22 protein-coding genes are annotated in these 25,068 nt (G+C 67.6%); 10 read left to right on the top strand and 12 right to left on the bottom strand.

What is annotated here, in order from left to right; translation table 11 throughout:
* Positions 1–148 precede the first annotated feature (148 nt).
* Positions 149–727, bottom strand: a complete 579-nt coding sequence (phaP, locus tag AVE30378_RS01810; protein WP_129239063.1) for a TIGR01841 family phasin — start codon at positions 725–727, stop codon at positions 149–151.
* A 380-nt stretch (positions 728–1,107) separates the two neighbouring features.
* On the opposite strand from phaP, the gene AVE30378_RS01815 reads away from it, so the two are divergent.
* The gene (locus tag AVE30378_RS01815) at positions 1,108–2,085 is read left to right on the top strand and encodes a tripartite tricarboxylate transporter substrate binding protein BugD (protein ID WP_129239064.1); all 978 of its coding nucleotides are present in this window, start codon (positions 1,108–1,110) and stop codon (positions 2,083–2,085) included.
* A 753-nt stretch (positions 2,086–2,838) separates the two neighbouring features.
* Here AVE30378_RS01815 and AVE30378_RS01820 read toward each other — a convergent pair.
* The 3 genes from AVE30378_RS01820 to AVE30378_RS01830 all read right to left on the bottom strand — a co-directional run bounded on the left by AVE30378_RS01820 (position 2,839) and on the right by AVE30378_RS01830 (position 5,520).
* Complete coding sequence (locus AVE30378_RS01820; protein WP_129239065.1) at positions 2,839–3,705, bottom strand: IclR family transcriptional regulator; 867 nt, start codon at positions 3,703–3,705, stop codon at positions 2,839–2,841.
* 155 nt (positions 3,706–3,860) lie between these two features.
* Positions 3,861–4,676, bottom strand: a complete 816-nt coding sequence (locus AVE30378_RS01825; RefSeq protein ID WP_129239066.1) for a competence/damage-inducible protein A — start codon at positions 4,674–4,676, stop codon at positions 3,861–3,863.
* Positions 4,677–4,710: 34 nt separating this feature from the next.
* The gene (locus tag AVE30378_RS01830; RefSeq protein ID WP_129239285.1) at positions 4,711–5,520 is read right to left on the bottom strand and encodes an EI24 domain-containing protein; all 810 of its coding nucleotides are present in this window, start codon (positions 5,518–5,520) and stop codon (positions 4,711–4,713) included.
* 64 nt (positions 5,521–5,584) lie between these two features.
* Here AVE30378_RS01830 and AVE30378_RS01835 point away from each other — a divergent pair, with 64 nt between their 5' ends.
* Positions 5,585–5,968 (top strand): thioredoxin family protein, encoded by a 384-nt coding sequence (locus AVE30378_RS01835; protein WP_129239067.1) that lies wholly within the window; start codon positions 5,585–5,587, stop codon positions 5,966–5,968.
* A 70-nt stretch (positions 5,969–6,038) separates the two neighbouring features.
* Here the strand turns inward: AVE30378_RS01835 and AVE30378_RS01840 are convergent, their stop codons facing one another.
* Together AVE30378_RS01840 and AVE30378_RS01845 are read right to left on the bottom strand one after the other, a co-directional pair.
* A complete protein-coding gene (locus AVE30378_RS01840; protein ID WP_129239068.1) occupies positions 6,039–7,505 on the bottom strand; it encodes a DEAD/DEAH box helicase in 1,467 nt (488 codons plus the stop codon).
* A gap of 190 nt (positions 7,506–7,695) precedes the next feature.
* Positions 7,696–8,667 (bottom strand): helix-turn-helix transcriptional regulator, encoded by a 972-nt coding sequence (locus tag AVE30378_RS01845; RefSeq protein ID WP_129239069.1) that lies wholly within the window; start codon positions 8,665–8,667, stop codon positions 7,696–7,698.
* Between the two features lie 108 nt (positions 8,668–8,775).
* Here AVE30378_RS01845 and AVE30378_RS01850 point away from each other — a divergent pair, with 108 nt between their 5' ends.
* Genes AVE30378_RS01850 through AVE30378_RS01860 form a run of 3 tightly spaced genes read left to right on the top strand, consistent with a single transcriptional unit; the run spans position 8,776 to position 13,278 of the window.
* The gene (locus AVE30378_RS01850) at positions 8,776–10,854 is read left to right on the top strand and encodes a TonB-dependent receptor (RefSeq protein WP_129239070.1); all 2,079 of its coding nucleotides are present in this window, start codon (positions 8,776–8,778) and stop codon (positions 10,852–10,854) included.
* A gap of 11 nt (positions 10,855–10,865) precedes the next feature.
* On the top strand, positions 10,866–12,119 hold the full coding sequence (locus AVE30378_RS01855) for an MFS transporter (RefSeq protein ID WP_129239071.1): 1,254 nt from the start codon (positions 10,866–10,868) through the stop codon (positions 12,117–12,119).
* Positions 12,112–13,278 carry an FAD-dependent monooxygenase gene (locus tag AVE30378_RS01860; RefSeq protein ID WP_129239072.1) on the top strand — a complete coding sequence of 389 codons (1,167 nt, stop codon included), beginning with the start codon at positions 12,112–12,114 and terminating at the stop codon, positions 13,276–13,278. The genes AVE30378_RS01855 and AVE30378_RS01860 overlap by 8 nt, the downstream gene beginning before the upstream one ends.
* A 9-nt stretch (positions 13,279–13,287) precedes the next feature.
* Here the strand turns inward: AVE30378_RS01860 and AVE30378_RS01865 are convergent, their stop codons facing one another.
* Complete coding sequence (locus AVE30378_RS01865) at positions 13,288–13,623, bottom strand: AzlD domain-containing protein (RefSeq protein ID WP_129239073.1); 336 nt, start codon at positions 13,621–13,623, stop codon at positions 13,288–13,290.
* Positions 13,620–14,369, bottom strand: coding sequence for an AzlC family ABC transporter permease (locus AVE30378_RS01870; protein ID WP_165360050.1), 750 nt, complete (start codon positions 14,367–14,369; stop codon positions 13,620–13,622). The genes AVE30378_RS01865 and AVE30378_RS01870 overlap by 4 nt, the downstream gene beginning before the upstream one ends.
* 190 nt (positions 14,370–14,559) lie before the next feature.
* Between AVE30378_RS01870 and AVE30378_RS01875 the strand changes: the two genes are divergently transcribed.
* The 4 genes from AVE30378_RS01875 (at position 14,560) to AVE30378_RS01890 (ending at position 17,357) form a co-directional block, all read left to right on the top strand.
* A complete protein-coding gene (locus AVE30378_RS01875; protein WP_129239074.1) occupies positions 14,560–15,480 on the top strand; it encodes a branched-chain amino acid transaminase in 921 nt (306 codons plus the stop codon).
* Between the two features lie 79 nt (positions 15,481–15,559).
* Positions 15,560–15,781, top strand: a complete 222-nt coding sequence (locus AVE30378_RS01880) for a zinc-finger domain-containing protein (RefSeq protein WP_062679846.1) — start codon at positions 15,560–15,562, stop codon at positions 15,779–15,781.
* Positions 15,782–15,816: 35 nt separating this feature from the next.
* Complete coding sequence (locus tag AVE30378_RS01885) at positions 15,817–16,239, top strand: YybH family protein (protein ID WP_129239075.1); 423 nt, start codon at positions 15,817–15,819, stop codon at positions 16,237–16,239.
* Positions 16,240–16,256: 17 nt separating this feature from the next.
* A complete protein-coding gene (locus tag AVE30378_RS01890) occupies positions 16,257–17,357 on the top strand; it encodes a YheT family hydrolase (RefSeq protein WP_129239076.1) in 1,101 nt (366 codons plus the stop codon).
* A gap of 240 nt (positions 17,358–17,597) precedes the next feature.
* Here the strand turns inward: AVE30378_RS01890 and AVE30378_RS01895 are convergent, their stop codons facing one another.
* Entirely contained in the window at positions 17,598–19,121 is a 1,524-nt protein-coding gene (locus AVE30378_RS01895; protein WP_129239077.1) for a M48 family metalloprotease, read from the bottom strand.
* A 58-nt stretch (positions 19,122–19,179) separates the two neighbouring features.
* Here AVE30378_RS01895 and galU point away from each other — a divergent pair, with 58 nt between their 5' ends.
* Positions 19,180–20,031, top strand: a complete 852-nt coding sequence (gene galU / locus AVE30378_RS01900) for a UTP--glucose-1-phosphate uridylyltransferase GalU (protein WP_129239078.1) — start codon at positions 19,180–19,182, stop codon at positions 20,029–20,031.
* A 13-nt stretch (positions 20,032–20,044) separates the two neighbouring features.
* Here the strand turns inward: galU and AVE30378_RS01905 are convergent, their stop codons facing one another.
* The 3 genes from AVE30378_RS01905 to mgtA all read right to left on the bottom strand — a co-directional run bounded on the left by AVE30378_RS01905 (position 20,045) and on the right by mgtA (position 24,957).
* Positions 20,045–20,905, bottom strand: coding sequence for a cytochrome c oxidase assembly protein (locus tag AVE30378_RS01905; protein ID WP_129239079.1), 861 nt, complete (start codon positions 20,903–20,905; stop codon positions 20,045–20,047).
* Positions 20,906–21,001: 96 nt separating this feature from the next.
* Positions 21,002–22,105: a porin gene (locus tag AVE30378_RS01910; protein WP_129239080.1), complete on the bottom strand. Its 1,104-nt coding sequence runs from the start codon at positions 22,103–22,105 to the stop codon at positions 21,002–21,004.
* A gap of 53 nt (positions 22,106–22,158) precedes the next feature.
* Positions 22,159–24,957, bottom strand: coding sequence for a magnesium-translocating P-type ATPase (gene mgtA / locus AVE30378_RS01915; RefSeq protein ID WP_129239081.1), 2,799 nt, complete (start codon positions 24,955–24,957; stop codon positions 22,159–22,161).
* Between the last annotated feature and the right edge of the window lie 111 nt (positions 24,958–25,068).

The following is a 25,068-nucleotide window of genomic DNA, read 5'->3' on the forward strand; positions in this document are numbered from 1 at the left end:
CCCGTACGGGTGTCAGACACTGAGGCAGAAGCCCGCTGAAAACAGGCAAAAAAAGGGGCCACCCGTCGGGTGGCCCTAATTCCAGCTCTGCTCTGTCACTCAACAGTACTACATTACTGCGGTTTGCGCACCATGGCGCGCCAAATACTTAGGCGCTGCGGCGGCTGCGGCTGGCGACCTTGGTCGCGGCGTCGGCGGCGTCCGAAGCGGCCTTGAAGGTCGCGTTGGCGGCGGCATTCAGGTTCGACTCGGCGACTTCGGCGGCCTGCTTGGCGGCCTTGGTCATCGAATCGTAGGCGCTGGTCGCGGTGGCCAGCGACGACTTGATCAGGGCAACGGCGCTTTCGGAACCGGTCGGGGCGTTCTTCGAGAACTGGTCGACGACGTCGCTCAACTGCTGCTGGCTTTCGGCGATCTGTTCTTCGGTCAGCTTGACCAGGTTGCCTTGCACGCCGGCAACGATGTCGTACACATGCTTGGTGTAGGCCATGGCCTTTTCGGCGCCCGGCTGCAGCAGGCCCGACGCGAACACGGCGGCTTCCTGCGCGTCCTTCAGTTCGGTGGCTTGCTGCGATTTCTGGGCGACTTCGTCCAGGGTGGCCTTCACGACCTTCAGGTTCAGTTCGACCAGCTTTTCGAAGCCGGCGAACACGGCCGATTGGGCGGCCACGAGAGTATTGATGCCGGCCTTTTGACGGTCCAGGACTTGTTGCGGAATGGCGCTCATAGAATGCTCCTCGATGGGTAGCCGGGGGGTTCCGGCGAATAAGGATGGGTGTCTGCGACGAAATAAGTAAACGTGCGCGGAAACTGGTACTACAAGCTACCGCCGGCTCGTTTGATGCACTGCACAATTGACATTCTAGGCTGGGAAAAAAACTTGTCAAGGAGTTTTTGTGCGGCGCAACATATGATTGCACTTTGACGGTGCACGCCGCGCCGGGATTTGACGCCGCACAAATGTTTCATGGTTGGGGAAATACCGGACGTGACGGCGTATCAATTCTTTTCTACACTGCTTTCATGCTGATGACAGATAAAGACAACCGATAAGTCACCCGGCAATAACTAAATCGCAGCAAGCAAAACCCTGCAACTGGAGACTCCATGACCCTCATTCCCCGCACGCTTACGGCCCTGCTCGCGGCAAGCACCATGCTCGCCGCCGGCGCCGCCCAGGCGGACTATCCGGATCGCCCCATCAATATGGTGGTGCCGTTCGCCGCAGGCGGCCCGACGGACAACGTCGCGCGCTCGCTGGCGGAAGCCATGCGGCCGTCTCTGGGCCAGACAGTCGTGGTCGAAAACAAGGGCGGCGCCGGCGGCACGATCGGCACCACCCAGGTGGCGCGCGCGCAGCCCGACGGCTATTCCGTCCTGCTGATGCACGCCGGCTTCTCGACGGCGCCGTCGCTGTACAAGAACCCCGGGTATGACCCCTACAAGAGCTTCGAGCCCATCGGCCTGGTGGTCGACGTGCCGATGACCATCGTCGCGCGCTCGGATTTCCCGCCCAACACCATCCAGGAACTGGCCGAGTATGTCAAACAGAACAAGGACAAGGTGTCCCTGGCCAACGCCGGCATCGGCGCCGCCAGCCACCTGTGCGGCACCATGCTGGTCGAGGCGCTGGGCGTGCAACTGCTGACCATTCCCTACAAGGGCACTGCCCCGGCCATGAACGACCTGCTGGGCAAGCAGGTGGACCTGCTCTGCGACCAGACCACCAACACCACGCAGCAGATCGACAGCGGCAAGGTGAAGGCGTACGCTGTCACCAGCCTCAAGCGCGTCCCCACGCTGCCCAAGCTGCCGACCATGGACGAATCCGGCTACAAGGGCTTCGAAGTGGGTATCTGGCATGGCATGTGGGTGCCGAAGGGCACGCCCAAGCCCGTGGTGGACAAGCTGGTCAAGAGCCTGCAGGCCGGCCTGGCCGACCCCAAGTTCCAGGAACGCATGAAGCAGTTGGGCGCGACCGTGCTCACGGCTGAAGCCAATCCGCAAGCCCTGGAAGCCAAGGTCAAGCAGCAGGTCCCGCAATGGGCCGAGCTGTTCAAGAAGGCCGGCGTCGAGCAACAATAAAGCCGCTGAATGAAGAAAAGCCCCGCAAGGGGCTTTTTTGTTTTGGTGCGCCGGGGGGATGTCGCGGGTGCGTGGCGCCCGCTCTTCACGGGGGTGTCTGACACTTGGCGATGGGAATGCTTCTTCATGGGTGTCTGACACCCGTGGGAGACGGGCTTCAGTCTGCGCGGATGTCTCGGGGGTGTCAGACACCTGGCGATGGGAATGCTTCTTCACGGGTGTCTGACACCCGTGGGAGACGGGCTTCAGTCTGCGCGGACGTCTCGGGGGTGTCAGACACCTGGCGATGGGAATGCTTCTTCACGGGTGTCTGACACCCGTGGGAGACGGGCTTCAGCCTGCGCGGACGTCTCGGGGGTGTCAGACACCTGGCGATGGGAATGCTTCTTCACGGGTGTCTGACACCCGTGGGAAACGGGCTTCAGCCTGCGCGGACGTCTCTGGGATGTCAGACACCTGGCGCGTGGCGCCCGCTCTTCACGGGTGTCTGACACCCGTGGGAGACGGGCTTCAGCCTGCACGGACGTCTCAGGGGTGTCAGACACCTGGCGATGGAAAGGCTTCTTCACGGGTGTCAGACACCCGTGGGAGACGGGCTTCAGCCTGCACGGACGTCTCAGGGGTGTCAGACACCTGGCGATGGAAATGCTTCTTCATGGGTGTCTGACACCCGTGGGAGACGGGCCTCAGCCTGCGCGGACGTCTCGGGGGTGTCAGACACCTGGCCCCGCAACTCCCGCCATTGCGCGAGGCTCAAGGGCGCAGCGCTTCCGCCGCCATGCCCAGGCCGTTGAAACCCGTGGACGACACCGAGGGTTCGTAGCCCAGCGCTTCCGAAATGCTGGCGGCGGTGTCGACCAGCGCCTTGATCCACTCGTCCTGCAGGCGCTCGGCCGGGGCCGAGATGGACAAGCCCGCCACCAGCTTGCCGGTGTCGTCGAAGATGCCCGCGGCGATACAGCGCACGCCGAGTTCGAGTTCTTCGTTGTCGCGCGCATAGCCATGGCGGCGCACCAGCGCCAGTTCGCGTTCCAGGCGGTCCAGGTCGGTGAGGCTGTTGCGCGTGTGCCCGGCCAGGCCGGTGCGCAGAGCATAGGCCCGGACCTGCCGCGCGTCGCCGGTGGACAGGAACAGCTTGCCGGTGGAAGTCAGGTGCAACGGGGCGCGGCCGCCGATGGCGCGCACCACCTGCATGCCCGAACGCTCGCTCCAGGCCCGGTCGATGTAGACGATCTCGTCGCCCTGCTGCACCGACAGGTTGATAGTCTGCCCCGTCAGCTTGTGCAGCGAGCGCATGGCGGAGATGGCCGCCTCGCGCACGTTCAGCCGCCCCTTGACCAGCGAGCCCAGCTCCAGCAGGCGCATGCCCAGTTGGTACAGGCCGTTGTCGACGCGCTCGACGTAGCGGCCCACGACCAGGTCGTTCAGGATGCGGTGCGCCGTGGACGCATGCAGGCCGGTGGTGGCGGACAATTCCTTGAGCGTCACGGGATCCGGCTGCGCGGCCAGGGCGTCGAGCAGGCGCATGGCGCGCTCAATCACCTGGATGGCGATGGGATGGGCGGAAGCGCCTTCGGTTTCAGCGTCCAGGGGATTGCGGGGAGTCGAGAGACGGGCCATGGGATCGATGTGGGCTAGCACCGCTGGACCGGAGGAACCGGCCTTGCGGCAACGCAGCAAACAGTTCTTTCCCGTATTGTGAAATTTACCGGCCCATTTGGCAATGGGTTTTTAACCAATAAAACAGGGTCGCCCCCTGTTTATTGGCACCGACCTCAAGCGGCAGGCGGCGGCGCCAGCTTCCCTCCCAGGCGCAACACCTCGGCCCGCAGGAACTCCAGGGCGGCGGCCGCCCCCTCGGGTTCGCCCTTCACGCCCAGTTCGATATGGGGCGTCCCGCCCGCCTCGCCGACGCTGGGCAGGCTGAAGGCCCGCACGCCGGGCCAGCGCGTTTCCACGCTGACCATGGCCGGCGTGATGCGCGATTCGGGCATGCTGAAGACCAGAAAGGAATGCTCCGTGTGGACCCGCGCATGTTGCAGCGCACGATAGCGGGTGTCGAGCGTCCATTCCAGCATCGGCCACGCCATGACGGGAAAGCCCGGCACGAAGGTGTGGTCCTGGATGAAGAAGCCCGGAATCCGGTTGTAGGGGTTCGGCACGATTTCGCACCCTTCCGGGAACACGCCCATCTGCAGGCGCTGCTGGTTCTCGGGCGCGCTCATGTCGGCCGTGCCCTGCCCTTTCGCGGCCATCTCGGCCGTGCGCTGCGCAATGGCCCGTTCGGCTTCGGGGTGCAGGGCCAGGGGCAAGCCGAGGGCGGCGGCGGCGGCCTGCCGGGTATGGTCGTCCGGCGTGCCGCCGATGCCGCCGCAAGAGAACACCACGTCGCCCGAGGCGAAACTGCGCCGGTAGGCGGCCACCAGCGTATCGCGGTCGTCGGGCAGGATCTCGGCCCAGCCCAGTTGCATGCCGCGCGCGCTCAAAAGCTCGACGACCTTGGAAAAATGCTTGTCCTGACGGCGGCCCGAGAGGATTTCGTCCCCGACGATGATGAGGCCGATGCGGCGGGCGGCGGATTCTGCGGCCATGTCCGATTCCAGAAGTTGAGTGGGATGACGCCGGTCAGACGTCGATGACGCGGTCCTGGCGCAAGCGCTTGAGCGCTTCCAGTCCGTAGTGCGCGTAGACCAGGGCCGAGAATACCGGCAGGACGACCCACGCGGGCGGCAACAGGTTCAAGAGCGAGCAGATCAGGCCGATGGTCCAGAAGCCGCCGTTGTTCCGTTCCAGGATGAGCTTGCGTTCGGCGGGGCTGGCATGTTCGACGATGGCGTCCACCCGCATCATGCGCGAGAACGCGAACGCCCACCAGAAGATCGACAGCACCACCGCCATGGGCGGCACCAGCCACAGCGGCAGCGTCAGCAGCCAGCCGGCGGCGAATGCCGCGGACACCCAGACGGCGTTCCACACGCTGACCGCGGTGGCGTGCTTGCCCTGCCGCGCGATGCCGGCGTATTCGCGCTGCCCGACGTGGCGCAGCACCAGCGGCATCACGAAGACGGCGGCGATCGCCAAGCCCAGGATGCCCGATACGGGCAACAGGATGGCCACCGCGATGATGGGAACCAGATAGACCTTGAGCGAGAACAGCCCCATCGCGAGCATCCAGTCTTCCGCGCGGTTCACGAAGTCCCAGCGCGCCGCCTCGGCCGCCAGCCAATCGTTCAGCGGCGTCCAGAACAGGTAGAGCAGCAGCAGGCAGCCCGCCAGCGCGATCAGGAACGGCAGCAGCACCGCGAACAGCATCGTGGGATGGCACTGGGAGACCAGCGCGCGCTTGAACGCCTGCCCCACGTTGGCGGCGCCCGCGCCGGCGCTGGAAAGGCGGCCGGGCTCGGGCGTGGCGGAATCGGTGCGCATAACGGTCATGGCGGAGGAAATGAGGGGGTGGGCATCCCGGGTATGATAGTCAAACACGCCCCGATCTGCCCACATGCCTCTACTTGTACCCGATACCGACCGGGCCGCCCTGCGCGCGCGCCTGGGCTCGTCGCCCGACACCTGGCTGGTCGCCTGTTTCTGCGCGGCGTGGTGCGATACCTGCGAACAATACAAGCCCAAATTGCAGGCGCTGGCCGAGGCCATGCCGCAGCACGTCTTCGCGTGGATCGACATCGAAGACCATGCCGAATTGCTGGGCGAGGAAGACGTCGAGAACTTCCCCACCCTGCTGGTGCAGATCGGCCCGCGCGTGGTGTTCTACGGGCCGATGCTGCCGCACATCGGCCACCTGGAACGCCTGCTGGAAAGCCTGGACGAACACAGCGCCGCGGTCAGCACGGCATTGCCGGACCTGCCGCGGCTGCTGGCCTCCTGATCCGTCCCGCCGAAAAAAAAAACCGCAAGGCCTTCGGACCTTGCGGTTTTTCATTGGGCGGCGCCAGGCTTCAGGGCTTGCGGCTGCCGCCCAGCAGGACGGCGATCTGCCGCTTCGGCGCGGACGAACCGCCATTGGGCTTGGACGCGGGCGCGTCGGCCTGGGCGGACGAGGCCGAGGGTTCGTAGGGCTTCAGGAAGAAGTCGTCCACGGGCTGGCGCGGCGCGCCGGAAGCGTAGCCGGACCGGCGGTCGGCCGGACGGCCGCGATCGCCGCGATCGCCCCGGCCTTCGCGCGCCGGCGCCGCGCCGCGGCGCTCGTCGCTGCGGCGGTGGCTGCGCGCGACCAGGTCGGCCGGCACGTCCAGGGTGCCGCGCGGCACTTCGCGCTTGATGAGTTTTTCGATGTCGAGCAGGTAGCGCTCTTCGTCGGCCGTGAACAGGGCGATGGCCTCGCCCGATGCGCCCGCGCGGCCGGTGCGGCCGATGCGGTGCACGTAGTCTTCGGCGTTGTACGGCAGGTCGTAGTTGATCACGCAGGGCACGCCGGCCACGTCCAGGCCGCGCGCGGCCACGTCGGTGGCCACCAGCACTTCCAGTTCGCCGGCCTTGAAGGCTTCCAGCGCCTTCATGCGGTCGGCCTGGGTCTTGTCGCCGTGGATCGATTCGGCCTTGACGCCGTCGCGCTCCAGTTCGCGTGCCAGGCGCGCCGTGCCGATCTTGGTATTGGAGAACACGATGACCTGGTTCAGGCCGCGCGACTTCACCAGGTGCACGACGGCGGCGCGCTTGGCGTCGCTGGGCATCTTGTAGGCAATCTGCGTGATCGTCGCCGCGGTGGCGTTGCGCGCCGCGACTTCGATTTCGATGGGGTGGTTCAGGTACGAACGGCCGAGCTTGCGGATTTCGTTGCTGAAGGTGGCCGAGAACAGCAGGCCCTGCCGCTGCGCGGGCAGCAGGCGGATGATGCGCTCGAGATCGGGCAAAAAGCCCATGTCCAGCATGCGGTCCGCTTCGTCGAGCACCAGGATGCCGACCTGGCTCAGGTTCACGTTCTTCTGTTCGACGTGGTCGAGCAGGCGGCCGGGCGTGGCCACCAGGATTTCGCATCCGCGGCGCAGCGCTTCTTTCTGCGGGCCGATATCCACGCCGCCGAACACCACCGCGGAACGCAGCGGCGTCTGCTTGCTGTAGCGCTTGACGCTTTCGTATACCTGGTCCGCGAGTTCGCGCGTGGGCGTGAGGATCAGCGCGCGCACCGGATGGCGCGCGGGCGATGCGCTGGTGTTGGCCAGCGGCATGAGGCGGTGCAGGATGGGCAGCGTGAAAGCCGCCGTCTTGCCCGTGCCGGTCTGCGCGGCGCCCATGACGTCGCGGCCTTCCACCACGACGGGGATGGCCTGGGCCTGGATGGGCGTGGGAGTGGTGTAGCCGGTTTCGGCGATGGACTGCAACAGCAGGGGGTGCAGCCCGAAATCGGCGAACGTCGGCGCGGGGGCTTCAGCGGCGGGTGCTACAGGTTGAGTGGATTCAGTCATCAGGGTTAGGCAGATACCGGGACCAATAAAAAAGAACAAAACGAGAGTGCTACACGCACTGCACTACATATGCATCGGGACAATCTTGAGCACGCGCAATCGCGCCCTGCCTTTCAGGCCGCGCGGCGCATTCTGGATTCGATACTTATGAGGGCAGTACCAGGCCCGGATTGCTGTGGATAACTTAATTTTAGCGCAGGAGGGCTCCGGGACGGTCAACCCAGTTCCGGGGGGCGACTCCGCGGGCCTGGCGGAAGCTCTTGCTGAAATGGCTGAGATTGGCAAATCCGGTCGCCAGGGCGGTCTCCGTGACGCTGTAACCGGCCTCCAGCATGGACGCCGCGGCCTCCAGGCGGACCTCCCGGAGATAGGCGTGGACTGAACGTCCGGCCACTTGCCGGAAGCCCGCCTTGAGCTTTTTTTCGCTCAGGCCCACTTCGCGCGCCAGGCGCAAGACCGTCCATTCCTCTCCGTAGCGGGCCTCGATCAAGCGCCTGGCCTGGGCCAGTTGGCGCCGCTCGCGAGGCGCCACCGGAGGCCCGTCGGCCGCGCCATTCATGGTTTCCAGCACGATGGCCAGCGCTTCCAGGGCCTTCGCCCGCATGTACAGCCGGCGTGTCGCGGGAGCAGTGTAGCGGCATTCCAACACATCGGTGGCCAGGCGCAGCAGCGCGGCGGGGGCGGGAAAGCCCGCCATCAGCGCTCCGGTGGCCGGCACGCTGCGGTCCAGCACGAAGGCGCCGCGCAGCGCCGCCAATGGCCGGCCGCCCGCGCGCAGCAGTCCGGCGGGTGTGTAACGGATGTCCAGCAGGCGGACAGTCTGCCCGCCATTCATCTGAAAATGACCGCGAGCGCCCCGATCGCCCGTCTGCACCACGGCCATTCCGGGCCCGACCCGGAGGGGTTCGCCGCCCTCGATCGACATGCAGGCCTGGCCCTCGACGAACACGGCGATGCAGAACATGGGCGGGCCTTCCGCATGGACGTCCAGGCCGACGCCGGGCGCGCCACTCCAGGCCGACAGGGCCAGTTCGCCGTCGAATTCCTCCAGCCGCACCAGCGCCGCCCACTCGGGCGGAATGGACACGGCCGGCAGCAGCGGGTGGCCGGATACGTGCAGCAATCCATCGGCCGCGGGCGGCGCCCCGGTGGCGATATCCAAATTTAGACCCCGATTTGAACAACGGCGGCACGGAAACCGTTAGCCGCCCGTCGCTTCAATAACAATAATTCTCATTAATAATTCTACCCAAAAGCCCAGCCCGACGACATGACGATTTCATTCCCCCTCCGCCAGACCGCGCTGGCAGCCGCGCTCTGCGCGCTTGCCGCCCCCGCCGCCGCCCAGCCCGTCAGCGAACTGGCGCCGATCACCGTCACGGCCAGCAAGCAGGATCAGGCGCTGCGCGACATCAACGGCGCCGCGGTCGTCGTCCCCGCCGACGCGCTGCGCGCGGCGCAGGTGGACGGCACGATGCAGTTGTCGCGCGTGCTGCCGGGCGTGCAGCTCTCCAGCAGCGGCTCCTTCCTGTTCCCCATCGTATCGGTGCGCGGCGTCACGTCCGCGCAGGACTTCTACAACCCCGCGCTGACGGTGTATGTGGACGGCGTGCCGCAGTTGCCGACCTTCACGTCGCAACTGCTGACGGACGTGGATCGCGTCGAACTGCTGAAAGGCCCCCAGGGCACGCTGTATGGCAAGAGCGCCATGGGCGGAGTGCTGAACATCGTGTCGCGGCAACCGGGCGACGAGCCCTATTTCCGCGCCAGCGCGGGCGTGGCCAGCCGCGACGGCTATCTGTTCAAGGCGACCGGCGGCGGGCCGCTGGTCGAGAACCTGCTGTACGGGTCGGTGACCGCCGCGGTGAACGACGCCCCCGGCCGCCTGGACAATCCGGTGACGGGCGCCGACGGCGTGGGCGGAACCTCGGCCACCGCGGGCGCGGCGCGCCTGCGCCTGGCGCCCGCCGGCAGCCCGTGGGAACTGGGACTGGCGGTCAGCGGCGAATGCACGCGCGCCAGCCAGGATGCCTACGTGCCCTTCGACGACATCCACAGCACGCAGGCCTATATCGCGCCAGGCATGCCGGCTTCGCTGGCCGACTTCTACCAGAAGCGCTGCGGCGGCAGCCAGTCGCTGACCGGCCAGTACGACTTCGACGGCTGGCGCCTGAACGCGGTGGCCGCATGGCAGAACCTGCACTACGACCGCCACTACCCTATCGGCCCGTACTACTCCTATCAGCCCGAGCGCTGGCGCCAGCAGGTCCAGGAATTGCGCCTGTCGACCACCGGCAAGCGCCGCGTGGACGGCGTGCTGGGCCTGTACCGCCAGCGGGTCACGCAGTCGCGCACCTATATCAATCAATTGCAGGCGCCGATGCAGATCGACGCGCTGAACACCGAATCCGACAACACCAGCGAATCGATCGCCGCCTATGCCGACGCGACGTGGCACGTCACGGAGGCGTTCGACCTGTCGGCCGGCCTGCGCTATTCGCGCGACAAGGCCTCCACGCGCTATGACGGCACGGCGCTGAACTTCGCGACCTTTGGCCAGGATGCGTTCGGCGGCGCCGATTCCACCTCCGGCAGCAGCGTGCTGGGCAAACTGTCGGCGGGCTACCGCCTGTCGCCGGAATGGCGCGTCTATGCCAGCGCGGCGCAGGGCTATAAGCCCGGCGGCTACAACCTGGCGCCGTCCAGCCCGGCCGACGCCCAGCCCTACGGCAAGGAAAAAGGCGTGAGCTACGAAGCCGGCGCGCGCTATGACGGCGACACGCTGCGGCTTTCCACGTCCGTCTATCGCATCGACGTGCGCGACGCCCAGCTCTACGTCAGCGACCAGGTCGGCTACCAGCACCTGGAGAACGTGGGCAAGACGCGCTCGACCGGCATCGAGTTCGAGGCGAGCTGGGACGTGACGCCGCAATGGACGGTGGGGCTGGACGGCTTCATCGACCGCGCCGAGTTCCGCGGCTTCAACAGCGACGCCGTCTGCGCCGGCTGCGCGGGCAACCGCGTGCCGTTCTCGCCGAGCTACGGCCTGACCGCGAAGGCGCAGGGCAACTTCGACACGGGCATCGGCCGGCTGTCGCCCGCGCTGGCGGTGCGCCGGATCGGATCGCAGTTCTTCGACATCGGCAACGATCTGCGGCAAGAGGCCTACACCTTGATCGACCTCAGCGTGGCATGGCGCATCCGGCCCCAGGTCGAGGCCACGCTGTACGCCAACAACCTCACCGACAAGCGCTACCGCACCTACGGCTTCTCCGGCGGCCCGCTGGGCAACTTCGCGCAGGTCGACGCCGGCCGCACGGTGGGCCTGAACGTGGCGTTCGAGTACTAGGATCCGTACCGGTGTCCCCGCATTCCAGCGCCGCCCCGGCCGCCCTTCCGGCCGCCCAGGTCATGGCCGCCATCGGCGGTATCTACATGGCCCAGAGCGTGGTCGGAGGCATTGCCTTCCAGGGCGTGCCCGCGCTGTTGCGCGACGGCGGCGCGCGCCTGGACCAGGTGGGGCTCGCCTACCTAGCCTTCCTGCCCTGGGCGCTCAAGTTCCTGTGGGCGCCCCTGGTCGAACGCCGCCGGCTGCCGCAAGGCAGCCTGCAGCGGCGCACCCGCGGCATCGTGCTGCCGGGCCAGTGGCTGCTGGCCGCGCTGCTGTTCCTGCTGGCCGGGCTGGGCCAGCCCGCCTTGCCGGTGCTGCTGGCCGTGCTGGGCCTGATCGCGCTGGTCGCCGCCACCATCGACATCGCCTGCGACGGCTTCGCGGTGGAACAACTGCCGCCCGGCCGGCGCGGCTGGGGCAACGCCATCCAGGTCGGGGCCAGCTACCTGGGCATGTTCCTGGGCGCTGGGCTGTTCCTCATCCTGGCCGCAAGCCAGGGCTGGCGCGTCGCCGCGGCGGCGATGGGCGGGCTGATCCTGCTGCTGACGCTGCCCTTCAGCCTGGTCCGCGAACCTGCGCGGCCGGCCGGGACGGCGCCGCACCGCCCCAGCCTGGCGCATGCCCTGGGCCGGCCCGCAGTCCGCCTGAGCCTGGCGATCACGGTGGCCTTCCAGGCCGGCACCCGGTTGGCCTACGGCATGACCGCCCCCCTGCTGCTGGATCGCGGCGTGGAACTGGCATCGGTCGGCTGGATAAACGGCGCGGGCGGCGTCGCCGCGGGCCTGGCCGGCACGCTGGCGGGCGCGCTGGCGATCCAGCGCTGGGGCGCGCGGCAAGCTACGGCCGCGGCCATGGCGGTGCAGGCCGGGGCGTTGGCCGCCTTCCTGGCGGTCGTCCTGGACGGCTCCGCCGCCCCCTCCTGGCTGATCGCGCTGGCCCTCTTCAAGGCGGGCGCCATGGCCGCGGGATTCGTGACCCTGTATGCCTTCCTCATGGGCCAGGCGTCGCTGGCGCAAGCCGGTGTCGATTTCACCCTGTTCCAGTGCGCCGACGCGCTGACCGCCACGCTGGGCGGACTGGCGGCCGGCGCGCTGGCGCAACACCTGGGCTATGGCGCCTGCTTCGGCCTCGCCGCGGCCCTGGGCGCGGCCGGCACGATCGCCGTGCCCGTATTGATGCGGCGCCTGGCGCCCCACCCTGTTTCCGGAGAAAGAAGTGTCTGACCGTACTGCCGTAATCGCGGGCGCCGGCGTGGCCGGCCTGGCCTGCGCCTGGTGGCTGACCCGGCTTGGCTGGCGCGCCGTGGTCGTCGAGCGCGCCGCGCATTTGCGCGATGGCGGCTACATGATGGGCCTGTCCGGCCCCGGCCTCCTGACCGCCCGCCGCATGGATCTCGTGCCGGCGCTGCGCGAGGTGGAGCGCGAAATCGGCGAAAACGTCTATCGCGACCGCCGCGGCCGCGAAATCATGCGCATCCGCTATCGCGACCTGCTGACCGAGCTGGACTGGATCACCCTGCGCCGCACCGATCTGGTGCAAGTGCTGCATGCCGCCACCCGCGAACGCGCCGACATCCGCCTGGCGACGACGGTCGCCAGCCATGCCCAGGACGCCGGAGGCGTGGACGTCGCGCTGTCGGACGGCAGCCAGTTGCGCGCCGACCTCCTGATCGGCGCGGATGGCGTGCGCTCGTCGCTGCGCGCGGCGGTGTCCGGCGCCGGCGCGGCCGGACTCTCGCCCCTGGGCTACCGCTACGCGGCCTACGACGCGGCGGACGATACCGGCATGGACCGGGATTTCCTGTCCTACGCCGCCCCCGGCCACCAGGTGGAATACCACGGGCTGGGCAATGGCCGCAAAGCCGTCCTGCACGTCTGGCGCAGCCGCGCCACCGGCTGGGTGGAAGCCCCGGACCGGCTGGGCCTCTTGCGCGACCTTTCCCGCGGCGCGCACGCGGAAGTCGGCCGCCTGCTGGATGCCCTGCCGTCCGACGCGCCCATCGTCATGGACGATCTTGCCCTGGTGGAGCTGCCGAGCTGGCGGCGCGGACGCGTCCTGCTGGCCGGCGACGCCGCGCATAGTCTGTCCTTGATTTCAGGGCAAGGCGCGGGCATGGCGATGGCCAGCGCCTATGTGCTGGCCCAGGAGCTGGGCAGGCTGCCGGTGGACCAGGCGCTGGCGGCGCACGACCGGCGCCTGCGGCCGATCGTCGAACGGCTGCAACTGCGCAGCCGCAAGCTGGCGCCTGTCTATGTGCCCGATTCGGGCTTCGCCTTCGGGCTGCGCAACACGGCCATGCGGCTGTTGCCCCGGCTGCTGCTCAAGCGGTACTTCCTGTCCGGACTGAAATCCGAGATGGAAGCGGCCGCGGCGCTGGACTGACCCGCCGCCTCAGCCCGCCAGCCAGCGCAGGCCCCAGAGGGCCAGCATGCCCACGACGATGACCAGCACCGCGCTGCGGGTGCGCAGGAAAACCAGGATGGCCAGCACGCCGGCGACCAGCTTGTAGTCGAACGCCGGGCCCAGCCCCGCCTTCCAGGGCAGCAGGTCGGGCACGACGATGGCGGTCAGGGCGGCGGCGGGCGCGTAGCGCAGGGCCCGGCGCACGCCTTCCGGCAGCGGGATGTAATCGCCGAACAGCATGAAGCCGGCGCGGGTCAGCACGCTGCACAGCGCCAGCAGCAGGATGGCGGAATAAACGTAGATCTCGGAGGGCCAGAGAGTCATGCGCGGGCCTTGAAGAAGCGTTCCGCCCAGATGCCGGCGACCACGCCGGCCACGACGGCGGCCGCGAGCCCCAGGCGCAGGGGCAGCACCTGCCCGGTCCAGGCCACCAGCCCGGCCGCCAGCATGGAAATCAGCATGGGCCGGGTGTTGGCCAGCGGCACCGTGATGGCCAACAGCGCCAGCACCGCCGCGAAATCCAGCGACCAGTCCGCGGGCACCATCGTGCCCAGGTAGATGCCGACGATGGAGGACGTCTGCCAGACGAACCAGCCCGGCGCGATGGCCCCCAGGAAGAACCAGAGTTGCTCGCGCGTGCCGCGCTCGGCCGCGTCGCCGTAGCGCGGCATGAACAGCACGAAGCCCATGTCGGTCGTGAAATAGCCCAGGCCCAGCCGCTTGGGCCAGGACAGGTGGCGGAAATAGGGCTGCAGCGCCGCGCCGAAGATCAGGAAGCGCAGGTTCACGACGCAGCCGGCGGCGAAGATCAGCCAGAGCGGCGCGCCCGTGGCGATGAGCGGCAAGGACGTCAGTTGGGCGGAGCCCGCGTACAGCAGCAGGGTCATCGCCAGCGCCATGGACTCGGTCAGGCCCGACTTGACCATGGCCACCCCGGTGACGAGGCCCCAGGTCGCCGTGGCGATCAGGGCGGGCACGATGGCGTGGACCCCGGCGCGGAAGGCGGCGGCGCGTTCCTGCCGGACCGCGGCCGGACTTTCGGATTCAGGAAGCGCGGATTCAGAGGACAACGGCTGGCCCCTGGCGATTCGGACAGGACGACATGGAAACTCTAAGGAAAAGGAACGCACGACAACCCGTTCGCCCGCCGGGATCACGATGCGCGGGCCTGGCGGCACCGCGCCGGGGCGCGAATAGGCGCGTATTGTAACCTCGTCGCTTGATACAATATGCGCCTCAGGATTGTTGGCGGAGAACACCATGTCGATGGCTGACCGTGACGGTTTCATCTGGTATGACGGCAAGCTCGTCCCGTGGCGAGACGCGACCACGCACGTCCTGACGCACTCCCTGCACTACGGCCTGTCGGTATTCGAGGGCGTGCGCGCCTACCGCTCCGAGATCGGCACCGCCATCTTCCGCCTGGCCGACCACACCAACCGCCTGTTCAACTCGGCGCACATCTACCAGATCCCCATGCCCTTCGATCGCGACACGATCAACGAGGCCCAGCGGACGGTCGTGCGCGAGAACCAACTGGAATCGGGCTACCTGCGCCCCCTGGTGTTCTACGGCCCCGAAAAGATGGGCGTCTCGCCCAAGGGGGCCAAAGTGCACGTCGCCATCGCCGCGTGGCCGTGGGGCGCCTACCTGGGCGAAGAAGCGCTGTCCCAGGGCATCCGGGTCAAGGTGTCGTCGTTCGCGCGCCAGCACGTGAACGTCACCATGCCGCGCGCCAAGGTGGCCACCACCTACGCCAACTCCATCCTGGCCAATACCGAGGCCCTGCAGGACGGCTACGACGAAGCCCTGCTGCTGGACACCGAGGGTTTCGTGGCCGAGGGCTCCGGCGAGAACCTCTTCATCGTCAAGGACGGCGTGCTCTGCGAACCGGAGATCGCCTCGGCCCTGACCGGCATTACCCGCAATACCATCCATGCGCTGGCCGCCGACCTCGGCCTGCGCGTGGTGACCAAGCGCCTGACGCGCGACGACGTCTACATCGCCGACGAGGCCTTCTTCACCGGCACGGCCGCCGAAGTGACGCCCATCCGCGAAGTGGACAACCGCCAGATCGGCTCCGGCCGGCGCGGCCCCATCACCGAGCAACTGCAGAAAGCGTTTTTTGACATGGTGAATGGCCGCAACCCGAAGTACCATCACTGGCTGAGCAAAGTCTGATCCGAGCGGCCCGGCCCATCGCCAGGCTGCGCCCTAGCCCCAACCTGCCGTTTACCGGTTCTTTTTTTCAGGAATATCCATGACCGCTGCTGCACCGGCCGCCGTCCCCCACCCCCACGAAGTCATCGAAGTCGGCGCGGAAGACCTGCCCGTCTTCTGTCCCGGCCCCAAGGCGCCGCTGTGGAGCATGCATCCGCGCGTCTTCCTGGACGTGGCGCGCACCGGCTCCGCCAGTTGCGCCTACTGTGGCGCCGAGTACCGCCTGAAGGCCGGCACGGTGCTGCACGGCCACGGGCACTGAACGCCGCCCTACAACGCATACCCGTTTCCGCAGCCATGTTCGCCACGCCCGAAGAAGCAGAACACGCGTTCTACGAAGCCCTTGAGCAGGCGGACGCCGTCCGCCTGATGCAAGTCTGGGCCGATGACGAGGAAGTCGTCTGCATCCATCCGGGAGGCCTGCGCATCGTCGGCCACTCGGCGGTGCAGGAGTCCTGGCAGCAGGTGCTGGGCAACGGCCCCCTGCACATCCGCCCGCTGCGCCCGCTGGTCATGCTGAGCATGATGTGCGCGGTGCACGTGCTGGTCGAACAGGTGGCGGTGCGCACGCGGGAAGGCACGCAATTCGCCAATTGCTATGCCACGAACATCTACCACAAGGGCCCCACCGGCTGGCGCATGGTCATGCACCATGCCTCGCCGGCGCCCACGGAAGCCGGGGTGCTCGACTTGCACGACGTACCCGACATGCTGCATTGAACCGGGTGGATTCCTCGTTGGCCGCTGCTCGTCTTGATACAACGCCCTGCCCCGCTCCCTCCTGGCTTCCCGGAGGCGACAGCCAGACGGTTTACGCCGCCTTGTTCGCGCAGTACCACCGCATCGCGTTCGTGCGCGAACGGGTGGACACGCCCGATACCGATTTCGTCGACTTCGACTGGACCGGCCCGGGGCTGTTTCCGCACAAGGCGGCCGACGGCGCGCCGGTCAGCGGGCAGCGCCCGGTCGCCAACGGCAAGACCGCCGCGGCCAGGTGGATGACCGACGCGGACTGGAAATCCCTGCCGCACAATCCCGACACGCCCGCCCTGATCCTGTTCCACGGCCTGGAAGGCGGCAGCAACAGCCGCTATGCGCAATCCATCGCGCACCATTTCCGGGCGCGCGGCTGGATCGTGGTAATCGCGCATTTCCGCGGCTGCTCGGGCGTGCCCAACCGGCTGGCCCGCGCCTACTACTCGGGCGATTCGGCCGAAGTGGGTTTCATGCTGGAAACGGTGCGCCAGCGCATTCCGCACGCGCGCTGGCACGCCGTGGGCGTCTCGCTGGGCGGCAACGCGCTGCTCAAGTACCTGGGGGAGCACCAGGAGGACACCCGCTGGCTGACCGCCTGCGCGGGCGTGTCCGCGCCGCTGGACCTGGTGGCCTGCGGCAAGACGCTGTCCACGGGCGTGTTCAACCGCCGGGTCTATACCGCCCACTTCCTGAAGACGCTCAAGCACAAGGTGCTGGAAAAGGCGCATCGCTTCCCGGGCGCCGTCGACGTCATGCGCATCGCCCACGCGCACGACCTGCGCGAATTCGACGACACCTACACCGCGCCCATGCATGGCTTCCGGAACGCGCTGGATTACTGGACGCGCGCGTCCGGCAAGCCCTGGCTGCCCAAGATCGCCGTGCCCACGCTGGTGCTCAACGCCCGCAACGACCCCTTCATCCCGGCCGCGTCGCTGCCCGGGGTGGAAGAATGCTCGCCGTCCATCCTGCTGCACCAGCCGACGGACGGGGGACATGCGGGCTTTCCCACAGGGAGCTTCCCGGCTCACTTGAATTGGCTGCCGCAAAGGCTGGGGCGGTTCTTCGAGACGGGGCTGTAGTTTTTTTCTGTGGGAATGTGGTTGCTGTGGGTGGTGTCAGACACCCATGTGACGTTGCTTCAAGCTTGTTGCGTCTTGCCGCAGGGGTGTCTGACACTGACGAGCGGCGTGTCTCTTCCCTGTGTCTGACACCGACGTGCGGCGCGCCTCTTCCCAGTGTCTGACACCCGTACGAGACGGCGCTGCGGATAGCCGCGATGTTCCCGGGTGTCAGACACCGGCGTGCGGCCGCAGCCGCCCTCAACCCGACTTGAAACGTTCCAGCAACTGGCGCTCTTCGGCCAGCTTGTCCTTCACTTCCTTGATCTGCACGTCGATCTGCGACTGCTCGTAGAAATCGGTGGACATGCCTCGCGCCTGCTGCAATTGCGATTCGGCGGCCGCGAAGGCCCCGGTCATGACGTAGAAACGCGCCAGGTCCCTGCGCGCGGCCACCGGCTTGCCGGTGCGTTCCTCGCTTTGCGCCAGCATCTGGTACAGGCTGGGCTCGTCGCTGCCCCATTGCTTGATCTTGGCCCGCAGGTATTCCTGCGCGTCCGCGTGGCGGCCGATGCTTTGCAGCGCCTGGGCATAGACGATGCCCAGGGCCCGCTGGTCCGGCCAGCGCCGGGTGGCGGCCTGGGCCAGTTCCAGCGCCCGCGGATAGTCCTTGCGCGCCAGCGCGACATCCACGGCGAGCTTGGACAACTGGGCCGAGCTGCGACCGTCCGCCGAGGCCAGGCCCAGGTTGCGCTCGGCCTCGGCCAGGTTGTTGCGCTGGAACGCCTGCAGCGCCAGCCCGTAGTAGGCGGCCGACCGGCGCACGCCGGACAGCGCCTGCGCTTCGTCCTGCAATTGCTGCGCGGCCGAGCGCAGGCTGACGGCGTCGCGCCCCTGGACCACGCGCATCTTGGCGCGCACGTACCAGAAATCGTCGCTGTCCACGTGGTTCGATGCCGGCAGGCTGCGCACGCGGTTCTGCACGTCGGACATACGTTCTATGGACAGCGGGTGCGTGCTGGCCCACGAACCGCCGCCCGCGCCTTCGTTCAGCCGCGAGGCGTTCATCAGCCGCGAGAACATCTGCGACATGCCCTGGGCGTCGTAGCCCGCCTTGGTGAGCATCTGGAACCCGGCGCGGTCGGCCTCGCGCTCCGCGTCGCGCGAGAAGCCCAACTGGCGGTTGATGGCCGCGGCCTGGCCGAAAGCCGCCACGCCCATCGCCAGGTTGCCGCCGCCGCCGGCCAGGGCCGCCAGCAGCGCGCCGGCCAGGCTGGCCAGCATCAGCATGCCGTTCTGGCTCTGCTGGGTCATGCCGCGCGCGATGTGGCGCTGCACGACGTGGCCGATTTCGTGCGCCAGCACCGCCGCCAATTCGGATTCGCTGGCGGAAGAGACGATCAGGCCGGTATTGACGCCGATGTACCCGCCGGGCATGGCGAAGGCGTTGATTTCGGGATCGCGCACGCCGAACATCTCGACCTCGGGCACGGCGCCCGGAGCGAAGGACGCCAGCTTGCGGCCCATGGTGGTGAGGTACTGGCTGAGCTCGGGGTCATCGACGTAGGTCGGGTCGCGCCGCCCTTGGGCCATGATGGCCTGGCCCAGGCTGCGTTCCAGCATGGGCGACAGCTCGGCCGCGGAGGCCGCGCCCATGGAGGGCAGCCCGACCGGCTGCGCCCAGGCTGTGGCGGGAAGACCGGGCATGGCGAGGGCGGCGGACAGGCCGATGATTGCGCCTCGTTTCGCAATCGAGCAAATGGATGGCATTTTCCTGCGGTTCATAAGCCTATGATAGCGATGCGCTTAAAATGTTTCATCGATACCCCCCAACGAGGTCTCAATGCGTCCCGTCCGTAAAGCCGTTTTCCCTGTCGCCGGCATGGGCACGCGCTTCCTGCCCGCCACCAAGGCGATGCCCAAGGAAATGCTGCCCGTGGTCGACAAGCCGCTGATCCAATATGCCGTGGAAGAAGCCGTCGCCGCCGGCATCACCGACCTTATTTTCGTGACGGGACGCAACAAGCGCGCAATCGAAGACCACTTCGACTCCGCCCCCGAACTGGAATCCGACCTCGAAAGCAAGGGCAAGCACGAGCTCCTGGCCATGGTGCGGGGCATTCTACCCGCGCACGTCAACTGCCTCTACATCCGGCAATCGGCGCCCCTGGGGCTGGGCCACGCCGTGCTGTCGGCCGCCCCCGCCGTGGGCGACGAGCCGTTCGCCGTCCTGCTGGCGGACGACCTCATCGATTCCGACACGCCCGCGCTGAAGCAACTGGTGGACGTGGCCGTCGCGCAGAACGCCAGCGTGCTGGGCGTGCAGGACGTGCCCCGTGCCGATACCCGCAAGTACGGCATCGTGGCCACCCGCGAAGGAGACGCCCGCTCGGACGGCCGCACGGAACGCGTCACCCATATCGTCGAAAAGCCCGATCCCGACGCCGCGCCCTCGACGCTGGCGGTGGTGGGCCGGTACGTGCTGGAAGCCGCCATCTTCGACCACCTGCGCTCCACCAAGATGGGCGCCGGCAACGAGATCCAGCTTACGGACGGGATCGCCTCGATGATGCGCGAGCGCGCCGTGTTCGCGCACCGCTACGAAGGCGTGCGCTACGACTGCGGCAGCAAGGCCGGCATGTTCCAGGCCACCGTGGCGCTGGGCAGGAAATACCACGGCCTGCAGCCGGAATGAACGCGGCCCCCGCCTAGGCTGAGGCCGCGCGGGCCCTGGCGCGCGCCTGCGCGTCCCGGTCCGCCTTGCGCAGGCGCCCTCTGGCGGACAGGCGCATCAAGGTCCCCAGGGCCACCATCAGGCCGATCACCTCGACCAGCGCGGCCGGAATCCACATGGTCAGCCCGCCGATGGTCTGGTCGGTCTGGGCCGACATCGCGATGGCGCGGCCGCACAGTTCGAACAGCGGGTAGATGTCGCTTTCGGTGAAGGCGATGACCGCGCCCGCCACCATTTGCGGCAGCATCGTCAGCACGGGCGAAATGACCCGGCCGCCGGGCGTCATGGCCGCGGGCGGCGCCGGCCGGCGGTCCAGGATCAGGTTCCAGTACATGAAGCCGCTGATCACCACCGACCAGTTCATCAGGCGATAGAGGCGCCAGTCCAGCATGGAATAGAACTGCACCGACGGGATCAGCCAGACCAGCACCAGGAAGACGAACAGCGACGGCACGAAGATCTTGTTGGTCAGCACCGCCACGGTGGCGCGGCCCGCGCCGGTGCGCAGGAAATCGCGGAGCCGGACGCGCCAGGCCATGGGCAGGCCCGCCCGCATGGCCTGCCCCGGAAACGCCGCCATCACCAGCAGCGGCCCCAGGTGGTGCAGCACCAGGTGCTGGATGCGGTGGATGAAGAACATGCGCTCGGCGTAGTAGTCCAGCCGGGTATGCATGGACAGGTACAGCAGCACCATCCCCGCCCAGAACAGCGCCTTGCGGGCGCCCGTCACGCGATGGATCCGCTGGCCGCGCACGAACAGCACGATGGCGACCAGGAAGGAAGCCACCAGCGTGGGAGAGAACTCCCAGGGTACGAGCCATTCGAGACTATCCATGCAAACCGTCCGGAGAACTTCGGGGAAGACGAGGACCGGCGCCAGGCGCCGCATCCCGTCGATTGTAGTAGACCCCGGCGCGGGCCGCCCCGGCGCTCAGAAACGGTGCGAAATGCCCGTGCCGAACCGGGTGGTGTGGGAATGGGCCGGGTCGAACTGGTTGTCCAGCGTGTAGTTCGACGCATAGCCGGCAAAGGCGTAGAGCGTGGTGCGCGGGGACAGGCCGTAGGTATAGCCCAGCGTCATCACCTGCGCATTGCGCGCCGCCGAGCCGTCGTCCCATCGCCAGTCCGGACGCGCCAGCGACCATTGCAGCAGCACGGCGCCGGGTCCCACTGGCACGCTGGCGCCCACCAGCCAGGCGTCGGCCTTGCCGCCGCGGACGAAGGCGGCCGGCCCCAGGCCCAGGTCCAGTCCGTCCGGATCGCCGCCATCCAGCCCGGCATAGCCGTTGCGCTGGCGCGACCAGGCCACGGACAGCTTCAGCACCTCGAAATCGTACGAAACCCCCAACTGGACGGCCTGCGGCCGGCGGCTGCTGCCCGCGGGCGCGTCCGCCAGCCGCAGTTGGTCCCAGGTGGCGACGGCCAGCAGGGGCCCGTCCTCGTATTTCAGGCCCGCGCTGAAGGCGCGATTGTTCGCGGCGGTGCGGAACCGGTCCTGGCCGTCGGCATCGAAGGAATAGCCGACACCCGCCTGGAAGCCTTCCCAGACTGGCGAGAAGTAGTTCACCAAGTTGTCGAACTGGTAGTTGTCGGACGCCTTGAACGTGGCGCCCATGCCCATTTCCTTCCAGGAGGCGATCTCCAGCGCGTTGCCGTAGACCTGCCCCACCGTGTGCTGCCGGCCGAGCCGCAATTCGCCGTAGTCGGCGTGGCCCAGGCCGACCCAGGCGGCATAGTTGAAAAAGCTGTTGTCGTCCGCCGCCTTGCCCGAAGAGGGATCGAAGCCGCTCTCCAACTGGAAACGGGAACGCCAGCCGCCGCCCATGTCTTCCGTCCCCGTCAGACCCCACAGGGAATCGGTAAGGCCGCCATCGAGCAGGCCGGCATGGCTGCCCTGCCCCGAGGTCTTGGTGACGGCCGCGCCCGCGTCCACCACGCCGTACAACTGCAGGCCCAGCCCGTCGTCGGCGGCCAGCGCCCCCGGCGAAATCGCCATGCCCGCGGCCGCCAGCGCGCCCAGAAAAATGTACTTCATGCCTGTCTCCCGATGCGGCGGCGGGCAATCCGCCCGCCGCCGGGCGCCACGGCCTATTGCCAGCCGTAGCGGCGTACCCAGATTCCTTTCAGCAGTTGCGTCAGGACGCAGTAGCCAAGCAGGATGCCCACCAGCCAGGGGAAGTAGCTCCATGGCAGCGCCTGAAGCTGGAAATACTCGGCCAGCGGCGAGAACGGCAACAACAGTCCCAGGGTCACGACCATCAGCGTCATCCCCATCAGCGGCCACGCGGCGCGGCTTTGCAGGAAGGGAATCTTGCGCGTGCGGATCATGTGCACGATGAGCGTCTGCGACAACAGGCCTTCCACGAACCAGCCGGACTGGAACAGCGTCTGGTGCTCGGGAGCGTTGGCCTGGAATACGTACCACATCAGCGCATACGTGGCGATGTCGAAAATGGAACTGATCGGCCCGAAAAACACCATGAAGCGCCCCAGGCCGTCGGGATCCCATTGCTGGGGTTGTTTCAGCAGTTCTTCGTCCACATTGTCAAACGGGATCGCGGTCTGCGAAATGTCGTACATCAAATTCTGCAGCAATAGATGGATGGGCAGCATCGGCAGGAACGGCAGGAAAGCACTGGCCACCAGCACCGAAAAGACGTTGCCGAAGTTCGAGCTGGCGGTCATCTTCAGGTACTTGAGCATGTTGCAGAAGGTCTTGCGGCCTTCGATGACGCCGTCCTCCAGCACCATCAGACTCTTTTCGAGCAGGATGATGTCGGCGGCCTCCTTCGAGATGTCGACCGCCGAGTCCACGGAGATCCCCACGTCAGCCGCCCGCAGCGCCGGCGCGTCGTTGATGCCGTCGCCCATGAATCCCACGGTGCAGCCCTGCGCCCGGAGGCTGCGCACGATTCTTTCCTTGTGGGCCGGCGTCAGGCGGGCGAACACGTTGGCCTCCCGCACGGCGGCGGCCAGTTGCCGGTCGTCCATTTCCTCGATCTCGGCGCCGAGATAGACCTTGCGGACGTCGAAATCCACTTCGCGGCAGACCTTCTGCGTGACCAGTTCCACGTCGCCCGTCAGCACCTTCACCTCGATGCCCGAGTTCCTGAGCGCCGCGAGGGCGGGCGCCGTGGATTCCTTGGGCGGATCCAGGAACGCGATGTATCCCACCAGGACGAGGTCGGATTCGTCCGCCACGCCATAGGCCTCCTGGGTGGGCGGCATTTCCTTGACGCCCACGGCGATGACGCGCAGGCCGTCGCGGTTCAGTTCCGCGGTCACGCGGCGGATGTCCGCCCGACGCGCCTCGGTCAGCGGGTGCTCCTCGCCGCCCACGCGCAGGCGGGTGCAGGCGGACAGCATCTCTTCCAGCGCGCCCTTGCAGATCAGCTCGTGATGGTCGCGGCCGTTCTCGGTTTCGTTGACCACCACCGACATCCGGCGCCGCGAAAAATCGAAGGGGATCTCGTCGACCTTGCGGTACGTCGACGCCAGATCCAGCTTGCGCTCCACTTCGGCGTGCTGCAGCACCGCCACGTCCAGGAGATTCTTCAGCCCGGTCTGGTAATGGCTGTTGAGATAGGCGTAGGCCAGCACGTCGTCGCAACTCGCGCCATAGACGTCGGTGTGCCGCTCCAGCACGATGCGGTCCTGGGTCAGGGTGCCGGTCTTGTCCGTGCACAGCACGTTCATCGCGCCCAGGTTCTGGATCGCGTCGAGGCGCTTGACCACCACTTTGCGCCGCGACATCCGCAAGGCGCCCTTGGCCAGCGTGGCCGTGACGATCATCGGCAGCATTTCAGGCGTCAAGCCCACGGCGATGGCCAGCGCGAACAGCAGCGCTTCCAGCCAGTCGCCCTTGGTGAAGCCGTTGATCAGCATGACGATGGGCGCCATGACCAGCATGAAGCGGATCAGCACCCAGCTCACGCGGTTGATGCCCTGCTGGAACTGGGTGGGCGCGCGGCTGGCCTGGGTGACGCGGCCGGCCAGTTGGCCGAAATAGGTCCGCGACCCCGTCGCGACCACCAGGGCGCTGCCCGAGCCGCTGACCACGTTGGTCCCCATGAACGCCATGTTTTCCAGTTCCAGCGCGTTGCCGGTAGCGACGCGCTGCCGGACGTGCTTTTCGACGGGCAGGGATTCGCCGGTCAGGGCAGCCTGCGCCACGAACAGGTCCTTGGCGGCCAGGATGCGGCAATCGGCGGGAATCATGTCGCCCGCGGAGAGCAGCACCACGTCGCCCGGCACCAGTTCCGCCAGCGGAACCTCGACCTGCCTCGACCCGCTGGCATGCAGCGTCTCGCCGAAGAAGCGGTGCGCGCCGTTGCCTTCCCCGCCCGCGCGGTCGCTGCGCAGGACGGTGGCGGTGTTCTGCACCATGGCCTTCAGCGCTTCGGCCGAGCGGTTGGAGCGACGCTCCTGCACGAACCGCAGCACGGTGGAGATCAGCACCATCGAGCCGATGATGAGGGCCGCCGTCCAGGACTGCTCTTCGGGCTCGGCCATGCGGACGTCGGTGACCCACGACAGGACCGCCAGCGCGGTCAGCAGCAGGTTGAACGGATTGCGGTAGGACAGCCAGAGGTGGGCGTGCCAGGACAGCGGTTTTTCGTGATCGACCTCGTTGGCGCCGTAGCGCTCGCGCGAGGTCTGGGCCTGGACTTCGGACAATCCTCCCCGCCCGCTGCCGAACAGCGAGAACAAGGCGCCATCGTCCAGGCGCGACAGGTCCAGCATCTGCCGGTTGGCGTGGCGGCCGGCTTCGGAGGACGCGTTGGCGGCCTCTCCCACCCGCAAGGGCATCGGCGAGCGGCGGAAATGGCGCCCGGTGCGCCGCAGGCCGGCGGCGGACGAAAAGAATGACTTCAGGAAATTCAACATCGGAGTGCTCCGGTTCTTGGTGTTGTTGTCGGAGACACGGACGACCCCGCCCGCGGCGGCCGCGCGCGGCCGGCCGCGGGCCGCGGCTTGCTCGGGGAAAGCCGCCGGTCC

The organism is Achromobacter veterisilvae, assembly GCF_900496975.1.
Lineage (GTDB): Bacteria > Pseudomonadota > Gammaproteobacteria > Burkholderiales > Burkholderiaceae_B > Achromobacter > Achromobacter veterisilvae.